Consider the following 17,050-nt stretch of genomic DNA (forward strand, 5'->3'; position numbering starts at 1 on the left):
AAAAGGGATAAAGGTTGTTTTAGGTAAAATTCGGTCTTTCCCCTTAGCTTGAAAATGTTTTAAACGGTTTGAGCCTCGTTGTTTTGGTCGCTCTCGGATGGGATGCTAATATGTTGTTAAAGCGCTTTATGCTAGCTGTCGTTCTTTGTTCGGCATTCGGGTTTTCTCATTCCGAAAGTTTTGCAGAAGTCGCGCTTGAACATAAAGCACCGGAATCGGTGGCAAATCTTGCTTCCGGGTTACTTGATGCAGTTGTCAATATTTCTACGTCGCAGACGGTGAAAGGCACCGAGCAGGGTGACAAGACGGCTTTGCCCAAAGTGGAAGAGGGTGCACCGTTTCAGGAATATTTCAACGACTTTTTTTCACCCAAAAATGACAAGAGCGAGTTGAACCAATCAAGGAAAGTTCAATCGCTCGGCTCGGGTTTTGTTATTGATGCCGAAAAAGGGCTCATTGTTACCAATAATCATGTTATCGCCGATGCCGATGAAATCGAGGTCAATTTCACTGACGGTTCCAAGCTCAAAGCCAAACTCTTAGGCAAGGATGCCAAGACCGATCTTGCTCTCTTGCAAGTCGATCCAAAGGCAAAAAAGCTCACTGCGGTTTCGTTCGGTGACTCGGATAATGCCCGCATTGGCGATTGGGTGATGGCCATAGGTAACCCGTTCGGTCTTGGTGGAACAGTCACCGTGGGTATTATTTCTGCACGAAATCGCGATATTAGCGCTGGTCCCTATGATGATTTTATCCAGACGGATGCGGCCATAAATCGCGGCAATTCCGGCGGGCCACTATTTGATATGAATGGCAAGGTTATCGGCATCAATACGGCGATCATATCACCATCCGGCGGTTCGATCGGTATCGGTTTTGCTATTCCCTCCGATATGGCGACCAGTGTCCTTGACCAATTGAAAGAGTTTGGCGAAACAAGGCGCGGTTCGCTTGCGATAAGAATACAACCGGTAACACAGGAAATTGCTGATAGTCTTAAATTGCCGAAAGCCCAGGGCGCGCTGGTCGCCGGAAAAATCGACGACAAAACAGTCGATAACTCCCAGTTAAAAGATGGCGATGTTATTATCCGCTTTGGTAACCACACTATCAAAGACGCCCGTGAACTGCCACGGATTGTTGCAGAAAGCCCTGTGGGCAAGATTGTTGATGTAACAATTCTTCGTAATGGTCAGGAAAAAAGTGTGAAAGTGAAACTCGGTCGTTTGAAGGAAAAAGAAGTAGAAAGCGACTCGTCCGCAGACAATGACCATGAAGGCGGCAATAAGAAGGCCGATGAGGCGGATACCATCCATGCAATGGGCATGACGTTGTCGGAAATAACGGACGAATTGCGTAAACGCTACCATATCAAGGATGGTGTTGACGGCGTACTTGTCACAGAGGTTTCGCCGAATAGTGCCGCCGATGAAAAGCGTATCCGTGCAGGTGAGGTTATTGTAGACATTAACCAGCAGCTTGTTAAAACGCCAGAAGATGTTTCCAAGCAATTGGAGCAATTGCGCGCCAACGGTCGTAAAAACGCCTTGTTAATGGTTGCGGGTGAAGATGGTGAATTGCGTTTTGTGACCTTGCGGCTTGATTGAAAATCCGCTCTTGAGCAGAAATATCGGCAATTTGCATCACAATCGGTAAGCAACTGACCGCGACTTGGTCTTCTCATTGACCGATAGAATGATTGATAACAACCGGATTATAAAAATGGCTATACGGAGTTTCTTTTTCGGAAACTTCTAAGCGTAAAACCCTGTTCGTATAGGGGTTAGATCAATATTTTTGAATTCAACAACACAAGTTCCGATAGGGTATATTTTGATTTATCGACAAAAAAGATGTTTTTGTCCCGCGTGCCTTACAAAAATTCTGTCCGGTTTTGTTGAATAAATTCAACGTGTTTTGGAAATATTTTACCGGATTAGATGAGGGGTGAGTTCAGTAATACACCCTAGCTGTTTTCAGTTGCCCGTTTTATCGAATAATGTCCAAAACATCGGATAAGCGATAATTCAGGTTGCTTTCATTCGACAAAGTCCGATTTACGATAACCTTGCAAATAAAGAAGAGCCGTCAAATCACCGTAATCAATGCGAATGGAGGCAGCTTCTGCAACAATCGGTTTCGCATGAAGAGCAACGCCGGAGCCGGCGCGTTGAAGCATTGCAAGGTCATTGGCACCATCTCCGACCGCCATCGCATCGTCGGGCGAGATGTGTAACCGTTCACAGAGTTCTTCCAATTTTTCAAGTTTTGCTTGTTTGCCTAAAATAGGTTCGTTCACCCGTCCTGCGAGATGATCTCCTTCGACGACGAGTTCATTGGCATTATGTTCGTCAAAACCTATGGCACTTGCAATTTTCGAGGTAAAAAGTGTAAAGCCACCGGAAACAAGTGCTGTATAGGCGCCATTTTTACGCATGGTGGCAATCAGTGCTTTGCCGCCATTTGCCAGTGTGATGCGCTTTTCAATCACATCGTCTATGATCGACAATGGCAGCCCTTTTAATAAAGCGACACGTTCACGAAGCGCCGGTTCAAACGCAATTTCACCATTCATTGCACGTTTCGTTATGTCGGAAATATAGTCGCGCAAGCCCGCAACATCGGCTAGCTCGTCGATGCATTCCTGACCGATCATGGTTGAGTCCATATCGGCGATCAGAAGTTTCTTTCGCCTGTTGTCTTGTCGTTGAACAGCAACATCCACAGCTTCGCCGTGAAGGGTGTTTCGTAAAGTGGCTCGTGCTTCATCCGGCGCGATATTGTTATTCAACGGGATGTCGCAGGCTATTCCATCACAAAGCCAATAGACATTGCTTGCATTAATGCTATCAGTGGCTTTATCAACGAGCTGTGGTGTCAATACCGGTTTTTCCGGATTGGCAATCAACGTGGCTACAAGTAACTCGCTATGGGACATGGAAAACTCCGTTCATGAAGAAAAGAACAATTACTTTGATAGCGGGGCCTACGGCAAGCGGCAAGTCGGATTTTGCTCTGAAATTGGCTCAAGAAAATGAAGCGGTGATTGTGAATGCCGATTCGATGCAGGTCTATAGCGTTCTGGACATTATTACAGCACGGCCAAGCCGTGAAGATATGGCTCTTATACCACATTATCTCTATGGTTATGTCGCACCCGACGAAAACTATTCGACCGGCAAATGGCTGAAGGATGCTATTGCGATTCTTGAAAATATCGAGCTTCCGCTCATTTTTGTAGGGGGTACAGGGCTTTACTTTAAAGCTTTGACAGAAGGTTTGGCAGAAATTCCCGATATTCCTGATTGCACACGCGAGAAATGGCGTGACAAATTGAAAAATGAAGGCTCGCTAACCCTCTATAGGATGCTTGAGACTATTGACGAACCGGTAGCTCGAAGGTTGAGCGATCGTGATGGGCAAAGAATTATTCGTGCCTTGGAAGTTTATGAAGCAACGGGAAAAACCTTGAGTTACTGGCAAAGTCGGAAGACCAGACCCGCACTCGAAAATGAAAATGTTGAAAAGTTGCTGTTACTTCCCGATCGCAACGTGGTTTATGAGCGTATCGAAAAACGTTTCGATAAAATGGTTGAAAATGGTGCTTTGAACGAAGCGCGGGCGTTGGATAAATTGGGGTTAGCCCCGTCAATGCCTGCAATGAAAGCGATCGGTATTCCGGAATTTATTGATGTTCTGAAAGGCCGAAAGACAATTCAGGCTGCAATCGAAGAAGCCAAAACCAATACACGCCGTTACGCAAAACGCCAAATGACATGGTTTAGACACCAATTAGGGGATGATTGGAAAAAAGTCCCGTAACTTTATAGAGAAAAAGTCCGGTAACCTTTGTGGAAATGACTGGCACATCTTTCTTAAAAGGGATTGGCAACTCTTTCTTGCAAGAGAAATGATATTCATTTTCGGGACATTATAGAACGGTCAAAACTCCAGAGTTTTATTGGTAAGCGGCAAAGAACAATCAATCGGATGCAATATTTTACCTCGGTGAGGAGAGGCATTTATATAGAATTTGGCGGGTTCAGGCTTTGTTTTTGTCCTAATTTTTATTCCGTATTTTGAATTCACCGCTTGATGAAACGGTTTTATTTATCAATGCTTCACGGCATTTAAAAAAACGGCTCCTGAAAGGAGCCGCTTAAAAGATCAAATGACGTATAAAACGGTCAACTGCATCCGCTTGTTGCACCACAAGTGTCGCATTTCAGGCAAGTGCCGTTACGCACCATTGTAAAATTCTGACATTCCGAACACATGTCGCCGGTATAGCCTTGCATCATCGCTTGTTTTCTACGGTCGGAGGCAAGCTTTTTTGCTTCAGCCACTTCATTGGCCATTTCTTCGGCCTTGGCTTCATCCGAAGTGTCGGCATCGAACAAATTATTTATCTTGTTCTCTTCCTCGGACAAGTCGGGTTTCAAAGCCGTAGCACCATGTGTTTCCAGCGAGGGTGAAGCCTTTGCCTGAACTGACGCTGCTGTCTTCAATGTCGTAACATTCGACTTTGCAGAAGGTGTCGCAGAAGGCGTTGCAATTTTGGCAACCGGCCCTTTGGTTTCGGTAAGCTTCAACTTGTACCCGCGTGTCCAACCTGTTGAAATAAGGTTGGTTTTTCCTTCCTTTACACCTTTGCCCAAGGCCGTATTTGAAAAATCCGACATATCGACATGGGCAAGATCATAACGTCTAAGATAAGAAACCGCGAGTTCACGGAATACATAGTCAAGAATTGATGTCGCGTTTTTGATTGCATCATTTCCTTGAACCATTCCTGCCGGTTCAAATTTGGTGAATGTAAATGCATCGACATATTCTTCCAACGGTACGCCATATTGCAGCCCAAGCGAAATAGCGATGGCAAAATTGTTCATCATAGCGCGGAAAGCAGCGCCTTCTTTATGCATATCAATGAAGATTTCGCCCAAACGGCCGTCGCCGAATTCACCCGTTCTAAGATAAACTTTATGCCCGCCAACAATTGCCTTTTGCGTGTAACCTTGCCGACGGTTGGGGAGTTTTTCACGTTCATGAATATATTTCTCGACAACCTTTTCGACGATCTTCTCGGTAACCTTCGCAGTACGGGCAGCCGCCGGTTGTTCAATCAGATTATCGACAGCATCTTCATCATCGTCATCGGCAATCAGCGATGCATTCAAAGGCTGCGACAATTTCGAGCCATCTCGATAAAGCGCATTGGCTTTCAATGCCAGTTTCCATGACAACATGTAAGCATTGGCGCAATCTTCTACAGTTGCATCATTCGGCATATTGATCGTTTTGGAAATAGCCCCTGAAATGAAAGGCTGAGCTGCCGCCATCATGCGGATATGACTTTCAACCGAAAGATAGCGCTTGCCAATCTTTCCGCAAGCATTGGCGCAATCAAATACCGGATAATGCTCTTGTTTGAGATGGGGAGCACCTTCCAGTGTCATCGCACCGCAAACATGGAGATTGGCTGCCTCGATGTCTTTTTTCGAGAAACCGAGCGCCGGTAACATCTCAAAAGAAACATCATCAAGTTGCTCTTCGGTAAAGTTCAAGACATTTTTGCAGAAATCTTCACCAAGCGTCCATTTGTTGAAGACAAACTTGATGTCGAAGGCACTTTTCATTGCCTCGTTCAAAACTTCTATCTTTTCGTCGGAAAAGCCTTTTGCTTTTAATGTCGTAGGATTGATCGCAGGAGCCTGATTGATATTTCCGTGGCCTACCGCATAAGCTTCGATTTCGGCGATCTGGCTTTCCGAATAGCCTAAAGTGCGCAAAGCTTCGGGAACAGCACGGTTGATAATCTTGAAATATCCACCGCCAGCAAGCTTTTTGAACTTGACCAAAGCAAAATCAGGCTCGATTCCTGTCGTATCGCAATCCATAACCAGACCGATTGTTCCGGTCGGAGCGACAACTGTGGCCTGCGCATTGCGATAGCCATAGAGCTTGCCGAGTTCCAACGCTTTGTCCCAAGCCTTACGGGCGCGTTCGATCATCTTATGGTCGGGACAATCTTTCTCGATTAATGCGACCGGATTGACCGACAATCCTTCATAGCCGGTCGTTTCACCATAGGCAGCGCGGCGATGGTTGCGGATAACCCGCAACATATTTTCTTTATTCGGCTTATATCCTTTGAATGCACCAAGTTCCTTGGCCATTTCGGCAGATGTCGCATAGGCAACGCCGGTCATGATCGCTGTAAGTGCTCCACAAATTGCGCGCCCTTTGTCGGAATCATAAGGAATGCCGGATGTCATCAACAGGCCGCCAATATTTGCATAGCCCAGACCGAGTGTGCGGTATTCGTAGGAACGTTTGGCAATTTCTTTTGACGGGAATTGCGCCATCATGACCGATATTTCAAGAACAATCGTCCATAGGCGAACGCTATGTTCATAAGCATCAAGATCATAGGAGCCATCATGGTTCCGATAGGTCAACAGATTGATGGATGCAAGATTACAGGCTGTATCGTCGAGGAACATATATTCGGAACACGGGTTCGACGCGCGAATCGGCCCCTCAGCCGGCGACGTATGCCAATCATTCATTGTTGTGTTGAAGTGAACTCCGGGATCAGCCGAAGCCCATGCTGCGTAGGAAATACGATCCCACAAGTCACGTGCGCGCACTGTTTTGTGCACTTTTCCGTCTGTGCGGCGAATAAGGTTCCAATCGCTATCATTTTCGACAGCACGCAAGAACTCGTCTTTCAAGGAAACCGAATTATTGGAGTTCTGGCCTGATACTGTGAGATAGGCTTCCGAATCCCAGTCTGTATCATATGTGTCAAATTCCATATCCCGAAAGCCTTGGCGGGCAAACTGGATCACGCGCTGGATGTAGTTTTCGGGAACCTGATCTTTTTTGGCTGCACGGATTTCACGTTTCAAAGCCGGATTTTTATTAGGATCAAAACAATCTCCATTATCGGCCTCGCAATTGATGCAAGCTTTCATAATGGCCGTAAGATGTTTTTTGACAATCTTGGAGCCGGTAACCAGAGCAGCAACTTTTTGCTCTTCATGCACCTTCCAGTCGATATAGGCTTCAATATCGGGATGGTCGATATCGACAACAACCATCTTGGCGGCGCGCCGTGTCGTACCTCCGGATTTGATTGCACCGGCTGCCCGATCTCCGATTTTCAGAAAGCTCATCAAGCCGGAAGATTTACCACCGCCGGAAAGCTTTTCCCCCTGACCGCGTAATTGCGAAAAATTGGAACCGGTTCCTGAGCCATATTTGAATAGACGGGCTTCACGCACCCACAAATCCATAATGCCACCTTCATTGACAAGGTCGTCGGCAACCGACTGGATGAAGCAAGCGTGAGGTTGCGGATGTTCATAGGATGATTTGGACCGTGTCAGCTCGCCGGTTTTCCAATCGACGTAAAAATGCCCCTGACTTGGGCCATCAATGCCATAAGCCCAGAACAGTCCGGTATTGAACCATTGCGGACTATTAGGTGCTACACGCTGGGTCGCCAGCATATAAGCGAGTTCATCGTGAAAAGCGAGAGCATCACTTTCAGTATCGAAATATTTGCCTTTCCACCCCCAATATGTCCATGTTCCTGCCAGACGATCGAAAACCTGACGCGCATCCATTTCCGAACCATAGCGACGGTCTTCCGCCAGCTTTGCAAGTTCTTTTTCATCGGCAACCGAACGCCAAAGCCACGAAGGAACACCGTTTTCCTCGACTTTTTTCAGAACCGCCGGAACACCCGCTTTGCGGAAATATTTTTGTGCCAGAATATCGGCCGCTACCTGACTGAACTGGCTTGGAACATCAATATTTTCGAGCCGGAAAACAATCGAACCATTCGGATTTTTTATTTCACTTGTCGCTTTATGGAATTCAATTCCTGAATACGGAGATTGTCCCTCCTTGGTGAAATGGCGCGCGATTTTCATAGCCTGTCCTTATTCAATATGTTGTGTTTGTAACTGGTCGGCAAAATCCGCCCGATACAAATCTCTCCAAAACCTCTCCCATCACAAAACCGGATGGCAGAGACTAACCCCCAATTTCAACAACCGGTATGAGATAATGGCAAACAGAAACACTGTTCTGCCCATATCCGATACCTGTCAAACATCTCGTATAAAAAAGATGCATGCACTACATTCTGTGGTGCTAACGGATAACTAACACAAAATATAGTAAATTTTTCATAAATTTTTAAGTTTTACACAACGCTTAGTGAACCTTTTTATGTGCACACAACAACAAAAATGCGAGCTATTCCTGCTCGCAATTACAACCTTTTGACTGCACACAAAACTACGCATGATTACAGATTTGAAACGTCCTCCATTTTTCAATGCAGGAGCAATTATGCATAAAAGAGCAAAACGCCATTGCCGTCAAGGAGTCGTTTGTTCAAATCACCAAACAACTAGATATGGTATGTTTCACAGTGGAAAAATGATGTGAATAACGGGGACGATATAATTCAACGCTTTATTTTTTTTCAAACAGCGTGACGATATTGGAATTAAAAATATCAATGGCATTCAGGCATAATTTTAAAAAAAATGCTGATAAAATGGTGACATAGGGAAACTCCCGAAACCGAATCAGCATGATTGACCGAATCACCATGATTGGCCGGATGAATTTGCCGGATTGATTGCTTGACAGCTTCACCGATGAGTCCCGAGAAATTGGGGTGGGGCAGGGCACTTCAAATTTATCTTCACCAGCGCAGACAATAGTGGGATAACAACATTTATTAACGGGATCGGTGTTATCAACGCGGACGGTGTTATCGGCGGGGGCGATAATCCAATAACAGTTTTTTTCAGTTGTGGTTCTCCGACTCGGGTTGCGGTCTCTTCGGGAGTAACCCGTTCAAGAATAGGCGGGCGGCGTTATCAACGAGGCCGGTAATCCAATAACAGTTTTTTTGAGTTGTTTTTCCACGACCCACTTTGCTGCTTCTTCGGGAGTAACCCGTTCAAGAATACGCGGGCGGCGTTATCAACGGGGGCGGTAATCCAATAACAGTTTTTTTCAGTTGTGGTTCTCCGACTCGGGTTGCGGTCTCTTCGGGAGTAATCCGTTCAAGAATAGGCGGGCGGTGTTATCAACGGGGGCGGTAATCCAATAACAGTTTTTTCAGTTGTGGTTCCACGACCCGCTTTGCTGCTTCTTCGGGCGTAACCCGTTCAAGAATAGGCGGACGGTGTTATCAACGAGGCCGGTAATCCAATAACAGTTTTTTCAGTTGTGGTTCCACGACCCGCTTTGCTGCTTCTTCGGGCGTAACCCATTCAAAAATACGCTGCCCCCGTTCCGGCCATTTTTTTTCTTGATGGGAATAAAGAACGGCAAATACGTCAACACTGAAATTCCCGTTTTCGCCTCCCGGCATGTCATTCTTGGTGTATTGATAGGATCCTATTGATGCGATTTCCACAATGCCGCGCACGCCCGCTTCTTCATATGCTTCCTGAAGGGCTGCCTGAGACAAAGTGCGACCCGGCATGGGCCAGCCTTTCGGTATAATCCAGCGGCCGGTACCTCTACTGGTAATGAGCAGAAATTCGACAGCTCCCTTTTGCAGGCGATAAACCAGTGCACCAACTTGCAAAAAATTGTTGCCGTCGACCACTATCTTCTTATCGGCAGCAACCAGATCACCATTGATACCGGCAGATTGAACCATGTGAAACCTTTTTCGCAATGAGCATTTTGAAAGTAATCAAAATAATTTTCGTATTGTGACAGAGAAAGTTCTTTATTTCCTGTCACTCATAGTACCTCGTGAAGTGTAACACAAAAACTTTAGATATTTTATTACAAAATCTATTTGGGAGACGGGCAAAAAGTCTTGACGATCGCGCGAATACCATTTCCCGGATACATTCCCTCACGCATAAAAATATTTCTGAGCGGTGCAAAATTTCTCAACAATTCGAGGCCGAGACTTCTGACCAGTTGTGCAGGCAACATATCGGAAAGAAGTGCTTTATTGAGAGCGTGGACAGAACCGGTACGAACCCAAATATCGGTTTTTCGATATTTATTGTAGTTTTCCATAACCCGATCACTCCCCGGATCGCTCACGTCGCTCTCTATGGCTTTGACCATATTGATGGCATCGCGAACGCCGAGATTGAGCCCTTGCGCACCGATTGGCGGAAATACATGGGCTGCCTCGCCAACAAGAATTGTTCGTTTTGTCGCAAAGGATTTCGGCACAATACCGGATAATGGCCACGCCTGAGCCGGCGTTATCACGGTCACTTTTCCAAGCATTGCCTGCATACGCTCTTCGATTGCACGGGCAAGTCCTTCCGGCCCAAGACCAAGAATTTTATTGGCGCGTTCGGGATTGAGAACCCAAACCAGACTCGATTTGTTGCCTGGCAACGGAACTTGTGTAAACGGCCCGTCTTCCGTATGAAATTCGGTCGATATATTATTGTGTGGAAATTCATGCGAAAAGCTCAGAATAACCGCAGTTTGAGGATAGTTCCATTGGCGACAATCAATTCCGGCAGCAATACGTGCTTTTGAATTTCTTCCGTCGGCCGCAACGACAAGACCAACGTCCAATGTGGTATCGTCGTCAAGAGTGATCGTTATGTGGTCGTTAGAATGCACAACCGATTTTGCGGAAAGTTCCAATCTTTCGACGAGTTCACAGTCAAGAACGGCCTTATTGATTGCGCTATTCAAGGCCACATTCGGCATGTTGTAACCGAATGCGATTTCGCCGATTTCCGATGAACGGAAGCTCACGACCGGACTGCGGATGAGCCTTTTTGTCCCGTCAACGATTCGCATGGTTGAAAGTGCTGCCGCTTCATCTTGCAAATTTTTCCAGATATTAAGAGAATCGAGAATTTTGATAGCCGGCATCATCAAGGCAGTGGTACGTAAATCATTGGCATTTGTATCAGGGCCGATCAAAAACGATCGAAAACCTTTTTGCGCTGCTGCAAGCGCAGAAATCATGCCCGCCGGCCCCGCGCCGATGATTGCTATTGCCTTCTTGTTTTTATCTGCCGGAGCTGCCATTGCCAAGCCTTTCTGCTGGATTATGTTCGGGAACAATCACTTATCAGTGTTAACACAATATGTGGATCAATCCAGTAATTACAATCAATTGTTTCAATTTTTGTGATCGGTGATACAAAGAGCATAAAAATTCATGCAGGAATGTGATAATCACATTTGACAAGAGGGACTATACTGCTTTGAAAAACAAACTTGCCGGCAAAATAAAGAGTGGTGCTGAGAAGTTACGTCATAAAAAAGTAACAATGCCACAAGCACGGGCATTTTCTGTTCATCTTCTTACTGCATCGGGATCGTTTCTGGCTTTCCTGTCATTGGTTGCCGCTTCCGAGAAAGAATGGACAGCAATGTTCGGTTGGCTAGGCCTTGCGCTTTTGGTAGACGGCATTGACGGACCCATCGCCAGAAAACTGCAAGTCAAATATGTTCTTCCGACATGGTCGGGCGAGCTGCTCGACAATATTATCGACTATGTTACTTACGTCCTCATTCCTGCATTTGCACTTTATCAAAGCGGTTTTATGGGCGAAGGATTGTCGTTTCTTTCAGGCGCAATCATAGTCGTTTCTTCAGCGATTTATTACGCCGACACGGGCATGAAAACCAGGGAGAACTTTTTTAAAGGTTTTCCGGTTGTCTGGAACATGTTGATTTTCACTTTGTTTATTGTCAAGCCCGGCGAATGGGCAGCGTTCAGCATCGTGGTCATATCGGCGATTATCTCATTTCTCCCGATCTATTTTCTGCATCCCGTCAGGGTGGTGCGTTTGCGCCCGCTTAACCTCACTATTTTTCTGATCTGGTGTGCGCTTGGTATTATCGGCATTTGTTATCGGCTCGATGCTCCCGAATGGGTGAAAATCGGCATGACAATTTCCGGTTTGTATATTTATCTTATCGGTGCGGTCATGCAATTGTTTCCAGGCTTGGGGGCGCGTAGAGCTTAAGCGCCAAAATTTACCAAAAATTAATTTTTGTCGTTTGCGTGCGTTCGGAACTGCCAAGGTCGATTGATTTTGATGTGCATAATGATTTAAATAGCGAAAGCCTTTCAGTTTTCCTAAGGAGTTTTGGGCGATGCAACTTGATTTTGGTGGCGGGAACGAGGTCACGTTTTTGAAAGAAGGTCGCGCCGGAATCATCCGGCTCACACGCCCCGAATCGTTGAATGCATTAAGTTTAAACATGGTGCTTGCTATTGAAAAAGCGTTGCGCAGTTGGGAAACCGATGATGACGTATTGTGCGTGATGGTCGAGGGAGAGGGGCGAGCATTCTGTTCCGGTGGCGATGTTGTCTCGGCCTATAAAGAAGGCAAGGCAGGGCGTCCGGCATACAATTATTTTTCTTCCGAATATAAGCTTGACGGTTATATCGGGCGTTTTCCGAAGCCGTATATTGCGATACTCGACGGGATTTGTATGGGGGGTGGCGCAGGTATTTCGGTTCACGGTTCTCATCGCATCGTTACCGAAAACACACTTTTCGCTATGCCGGAAAGTGCTATCGGTTTTTTTCCGGATGTCGGCGCCGGTGATTTTCTTTCACGCTTGGGCGGAAATTTCGGTATGTATTTGGCGCTGACCGGTGCCAGATGCAAATGGGGCGACTGTTTGCAAACAGGGTTGGCCACCCATGCTGTATCGCAAGAAAATCTGGAAGATTTGCGAGCCAGTATTATCGAACAAGGCAATCCACGTCCGGCTCTGGAAAAATATTCTGTCGAGGTCAATTTTGAAACCGGCGCCGAAACAAGATCGTTAATCGGTGAATGTTTCGGTACGGAGTCACTTGAAGAATGTATCAACATATTAAAACAGAAAGCAGGCGAGGGGAACGAGTTTGCAAAAACAACGCTTGAAACTCTCTTGAAACGCTCGCCGACCAGTCTGGCTGTCATTTGGCGGTCGATGACGCAATGTAAGCCGCTGGGACTTAATGATTGCTTGAAAGTTGAAAACAGAATTGCCCATCATATGATGGACAACCATGATTTTTATGAAGGTGTGCGTGCCGTATTGATTGACAAGGACAATGATCCGCATTGGCAACCGGATAGTTTAGCCGGAGTAAGCGATGAAATTGTCGATTCCTATTTTCAGCCGGTCGAGAAAGAATTGGAGATTTGATGGATAACCAGTTGCGTCAAGTGGTTAAACCAAATCTGGTATTATCGGCTTATTCGATTTTTCTTCGCTGTATTGCTGTCATTGCTCTTTTATTTGCAATTTTTTATTGGATCCGACTTGTTGGCGTATTTCCCGGTGAATTGTGGCGTATCGACAGGATGCCGTGGCTTTGGCAGGTTTTGACTGTTGTTTTGTCGGTGATTTATCCGATTGCGGCTCTCGGACTATGGATGGGATCTCTGTGGGGAATTATTTTATGGTTTTTTGCCGCACTGACGGAATCATTGGCATTTACTCTCTATAGCGCGAACTTTGTTTTCTTTCCCTCACTTGCGGTATTCCATTTCCTGATTCTGTTGCTATTTATTATGATGCAGGTTTTGCTCCACCTCAAAACTAACAAAAAGTTACTCTAGTTACCTATTTTTAACGGGAAGCTGTCTATATCATCGGAATGTTCAAGGTGTACTTTTCGTTAGACATGATAAAGACACAAAAATGTATCAAGCAAAGAAAACGCAACAATACTTCCATTAAATATTTTTTAGCATGGGTGTCGATATTTATCGGCAATGGTGTGCTTGGAAAAATCGGGAATGACACATAAAAATATGACATCTGCCAAAAACTCTCTTATCGGGCGAAGACTCTTTCTGAAATCTCTGGTCACTTTAACGGCTTTGTCCTGTGCACCGACAATTGCTCAGGCGAACAATATGTTGTTTGCCCAATCCGGACGCGCACGTTGGGACGACCAGTTTGACGCGGCCCCTTCCGCCGGAGCAAGAGTTGCTTCAAACCAGCCGGTGTTGAGTTCTGCAACTGTTGAATACACACAAAGGGCAATAGCGCAATATGAAGAGATCGTGAGCCGCGGTGGTTGGCAAAGAGTGCCGACAGAACAGGGGAAATTGCGAATTGGTGTAACACATCCTGCAGTTATTGCACTGCGTCAGCGCCTTGCTGCTTCCGGTGATCTTCAAAGCGGTATCGGGATGTCTCAATCTTTCGATACTTATGTCGATGCTGCCGTTAAACGCTTTCAAGCCCGTCATGGTTTACCGGCAGATGGTGTGACCGGTGAATCAACATATAAATCGTTGAATGTTGATGCCCAGACACGGCTGAACCAGCTCCACATCAATGTCGAGCGTTTGAAGCCGAAAGTCGAGATGACATCGAAAGAACAACGTTTTGTTATGGTCAATATACCCGCCGCTCAAATCGAAGCGGTTGAAAACGGCGTTGTCGTTCAACGTCATACGGCTGTCGTCGGCAAGATTGACCGGCAAACACCATTGTTGGACTCAAAAATCAGTCAGGTTATTCTTAATCCGTTCTGGACTGTACCAAAGTCCATTATCCGGAAAGATATCATTCCGTTAATGCAGAAAAACCCATCCTATCTTTCCGACAACAACATCCACGTCTTCAACAGTCGTGGTGAAGAGGTGTCGCCCGAAAGCATTGACTGGCATAGCGATGAAGCTGTCGGCATGATGTTCAGGCAGGATCCCGGCAAAATCAATGCGATGTCTTCGACGAAAATCAATTTTGCCAATCCTTATTCGGTTTACATGCATGACACGCCAATCCAGACGCTGTTTAACAGTCTGATGCGCTTTGATTCGTCAGGTTGTATCCGCATCCAGAACATTCGCGATCTCAATGTATGGATTTTGAAAAATACGCCGGGTTGGGACAGAGAACGTATGGAGGCGGTGATTTCTTCCCGCCAGAATACGCCGATTAACATTCCGGATCCTATTCCGCTTCATTTTGTCTATATTTCGGGATGGTCGACAGGCGAAGGCGTGGTCCAGTTCCGTGACGACATCTATCACCTTGACGGATCGTCACAATTGGCTCTTGATACAGCCGGTTGAGCAAAATTGATAACAAAAACATCAAAAACCGCCTTCAAGGCGGTTTTATTTTGTTTTTTTAAGGGGATAGTTACTCCTTCTGGTCTATCTGGAGCATAACAGCCTTTGTACCAGTTGAACGGGAATGACCAGAAAAGCCGGATCGGATAATTACTTCAAGCAATTTACGCCACAAAACATTGTCATGGTTTTGTTGGCTACAGTCGTTTGTTTTGTTATTGCTCTTCTTTACTGCCTGTCAAAGCCGGAAATCTATGATGCAAAAGCCGAATTTTCAATCCGGCAAAAAGCCGGTTTCAGGACACCCGATGGCATAAAAGAAAATGTGCCACCAGTTTTGCCATCCGACGCCGTTTATCAAAAAATGGCTCATTTTTTAAAGGATGCAGCCATTGGAAATGATCTGACAGCTTTCTATCATTCGCTTTCTGTCAAAGAATATCCCGATCATATCGAATTGATTTTTTCTGATGAAAGTGGAACACGTGCCCGCTTGATGTTGCAAAATGTTTTGAACGTTTTGACAAAAGAATTTTTAAACAGCGATCAGCGCGGGAACGGCAACGAGCTTTCCAAAATACGCGAGGAGCGCAACAAACATCTTGAGTCTGCTCTCGAAAATTTCAAAAAAAATTGGAAAACGGACGATTATAAAGCTGGTAACGCAGAACTTTATGGCGCGTTGATTTCCGCAGTCGATAATCGCATTGCTTATATGGCTTCCATCGAAGTTCTGGGAAACTTGCTTGAGACCGGAAAATCGCCGCTCGATCTCGACTTTATTGCAAGAGATCCGGCTGTTCAAAATACAAGGGCCAATTTGAATAAATTGGCAACAGAAATAGCCCATATGGAAACGCAGTTGGGCAGCACGCATCCGCAAATCAAAGCAATGATGAGCGAACAAAATGCGTTAAAGCAGGAACTTGATCGCCATATAAATCTCGCTATTGAACGCCTTTATACTGAAGCCGATCTCTGTGTGAAGGTCGAGAACGGTTTGCGTGACGAGCTAATTAAAGCCGGTGACATAAATAATCAATCGGGTAAACAAGCCTTCGATCAACTGGAAGAAAAGTTGAAGTCTATATGGGCGGATTATGATAAAAAAACAGATGATAGAGGCTTGGCGGACAACCAAAATATCGAAGTCAGTCCGATAAGCGTTGAAAAACGCTCTCTCTTATCCCGTTTTGGGTGGCCACTTTCAATCTTTACACTTGTCATTTTTTTAGTTCTTCTTGTCGCTAGCCTTTTTTTAGCAAAGTGTTGGAAGAAAGAAAGAAAACACGTCTCAGGACAGGAAAAATCGCAAACTTCAAAAAACAGTGTCGATATTTCTAGCGCGCCGGTAAAAGCACCTGAACAATTAAAACTGGACTTTGCCGGATTGGTTGACGAGATCCGGAAGTTCAATTTGAGGACTGTTACGGTTGTCGGGAAAGACGCGGCCCAAGCCTCGGCACGTTTGTCAATGAAGTTAAGGAGCGTGGAAAAATCTGTTCTGCTTGTTGATATTTCAACCAATGAAATCGGGAATTTGATTGGTCCGCACCGCGGTTTTACCGATGTGCTTACGGGAGATGCGAAGATTTCCGAAGTTATTTATAGCGATTATGACACCGGCGTCGATATTTTGCCGAGGGGGATTGCAAGTCTTCTTAGAGCGAAAGATTTTGCAAGCGATATACCGACACTCATTGACGCACTGAAAGAACAATATGCGGTTATTCTGATTGCAATGTCAGAGGTGTCCGAATTCGGTGTCGAAGAGATATTCAAACAAAGCAATTGCCTCGTTATTTCCTGTCATGATTTGAACGATCAGGATAGCTGGCGCAATTTGTTTTCAAAATATTCGGATCAACCGCTGTTCACGCTTATCGACAGTTGATAAACTCGCCGGACGCGACGGCTTGTCGCGGATTATACCCTTGTTTTCTTGAGAACATTGCTGCACCAATAGGAAAAAGAACCGG

The 17,050-nt window shown here is 45.6% G+C and carries 11 protein-coding genes; 7 read left to right on the plus strand and 4 right to left on the minus strand.

From position 1 onward, the window contains the following. Nucleotides 1–128: 128 nt before the first annotated feature. Nucleotides 129–1,607, plus strand: coding sequence for a Do family serine endopeptidase (locus H3S94_RS06380; protein ID WP_246791214.1), 1,479 nt, complete (start codon nucleotides 129–131; stop codon nucleotides 1,605–1,607). Between the two features lie 431 nt (nucleotides 1,608–2,038). On the opposite strand, the gene serB is transcribed toward H3S94_RS06380, so the two are convergent. After that, nucleotides 2,039–2,938, minus strand: coding sequence for a phosphoserine phosphatase SerB (gene serB, locus H3S94_RS06385; protein ID WP_198240591.1), 900 nt, complete (start codon nucleotides 2,936–2,938; stop codon nucleotides 2,039–2,041). A 14-nt stretch (nucleotides 2,939–2,952) separates the two neighbouring features. Between serB and miaA the strand changes: the two genes are divergently transcribed. Further along, complete coding sequence (miaA, locus tag H3S94_RS06390; protein ID WP_198240592.1) at nucleotides 2,953–3,822, plus strand: tRNA (adenosine(37)-N6)-dimethylallyltransferase MiaA; 870 nt, start codon at nucleotides 2,953–2,955, stop codon at nucleotides 3,820–3,822. A gap of 365 nt (nucleotides 3,823–4,187) precedes the next feature. Here miaA and H3S94_RS06395 read toward each other — a convergent pair whose 3' ends face one another. The 3 genes from H3S94_RS06395 to H3S94_RS06405 all read right to left on the minus strand — a co-directional run bounded on the left by H3S94_RS06395 (nucleotide 4,188) and on the right by H3S94_RS06405 (nucleotide 11,058). Beyond that, entirely contained in the window at nucleotides 4,188–7,943 is a 3,756-nt protein-coding gene (locus tag H3S94_RS06395; protein ID WP_198240593.1) for a vitamin B12-dependent ribonucleotide reductase, read from the minus strand. Between the two features lie 1,280 nt (nucleotides 7,944–9,223). Continuing rightward, nucleotides 9,224–9,700 (minus strand): NUDIX hydrolase, encoded by a 477-nt coding sequence (locus H3S94_RS06400; protein WP_077991936.1) that lies wholly within the window; start codon nucleotides 9,698–9,700, stop codon nucleotides 9,224–9,226. Between the two features lie 140 nt (nucleotides 9,701–9,840). Beyond that, nucleotides 9,841–11,058: a UbiH/UbiF family hydroxylase gene (locus tag H3S94_RS06405; RefSeq protein ID WP_077991938.1), complete on the minus strand. Its 1,218-nt coding sequence runs from the start codon at nucleotides 11,056–11,058 to the stop codon at nucleotides 9,841–9,843. A 179-nt stretch (nucleotides 11,059–11,237) separates the two neighbouring features. Here H3S94_RS06405 and pcsA point away from each other — a divergent pair, with 179 nt between their 5' ends. The 5 genes from pcsA (at nucleotide 11,238) to H3S94_RS06430 (ending at nucleotide 16,965) form a co-directional block, all read left to right on the plus strand. Next, nucleotides 11,238–12,005: a phosphatidylcholine synthase gene (gene pcsA, locus H3S94_RS06410; RefSeq protein ID WP_304504621.1), complete on the plus strand. Its 768-nt coding sequence runs from the start codon at nucleotides 11,238–11,240 to the stop codon at nucleotides 12,003–12,005. Nucleotides 12,006–12,135: 130 nt separating this feature from the next. Then, nucleotides 12,136–13,185 (plus strand): enoyl-CoA hydratase/isomerase family protein, encoded by a 1,050-nt coding sequence (locus H3S94_RS06415; RefSeq protein WP_198240594.1) that lies wholly within the window; start codon nucleotides 12,136–12,138, stop codon nucleotides 13,183–13,185. Continuing rightward, a complete protein-coding gene (locus tag H3S94_RS06420) occupies nucleotides 13,185–13,601 on the plus strand; it encodes a DUF6163 family protein (protein WP_077991941.1) in 417 nt (138 codons plus the stop codon). The genes H3S94_RS06415 and H3S94_RS06420 overlap by 1 nt, the downstream gene beginning before the upstream one ends. Nucleotides 13,602–13,781: 180 nt before the next feature. Continuing rightward, nucleotides 13,782–15,071 carry a murein L,D-transpeptidase gene (locus tag H3S94_RS06425; protein WP_198240595.1) on the plus strand — a complete coding sequence of 430 codons (1,290 nt, stop codon included), beginning with the start codon at nucleotides 13,782–13,784 and terminating at the stop codon, nucleotides 15,069–15,071. Nucleotides 15,072–15,195: 124 nt separating this feature from the next. Beyond that, complete coding sequence (locus tag H3S94_RS06430) at nucleotides 15,196–16,965, plus strand: hypothetical protein (protein ID WP_198240596.1); 1,770 nt, start codon at nucleotides 15,196–15,198, stop codon at nucleotides 16,963–16,965. Nucleotides 16,966–17,050: the final 85 nt, after the last annotated feature.

Source organism: Bartonella sp. B10834G3 (assembly GCF_016102505.1).
Lineage (GTDB): Bacteria > Pseudomonadota > Alphaproteobacteria > Rhizobiales > Rhizobiaceae > Bartonella > Bartonella choladocola.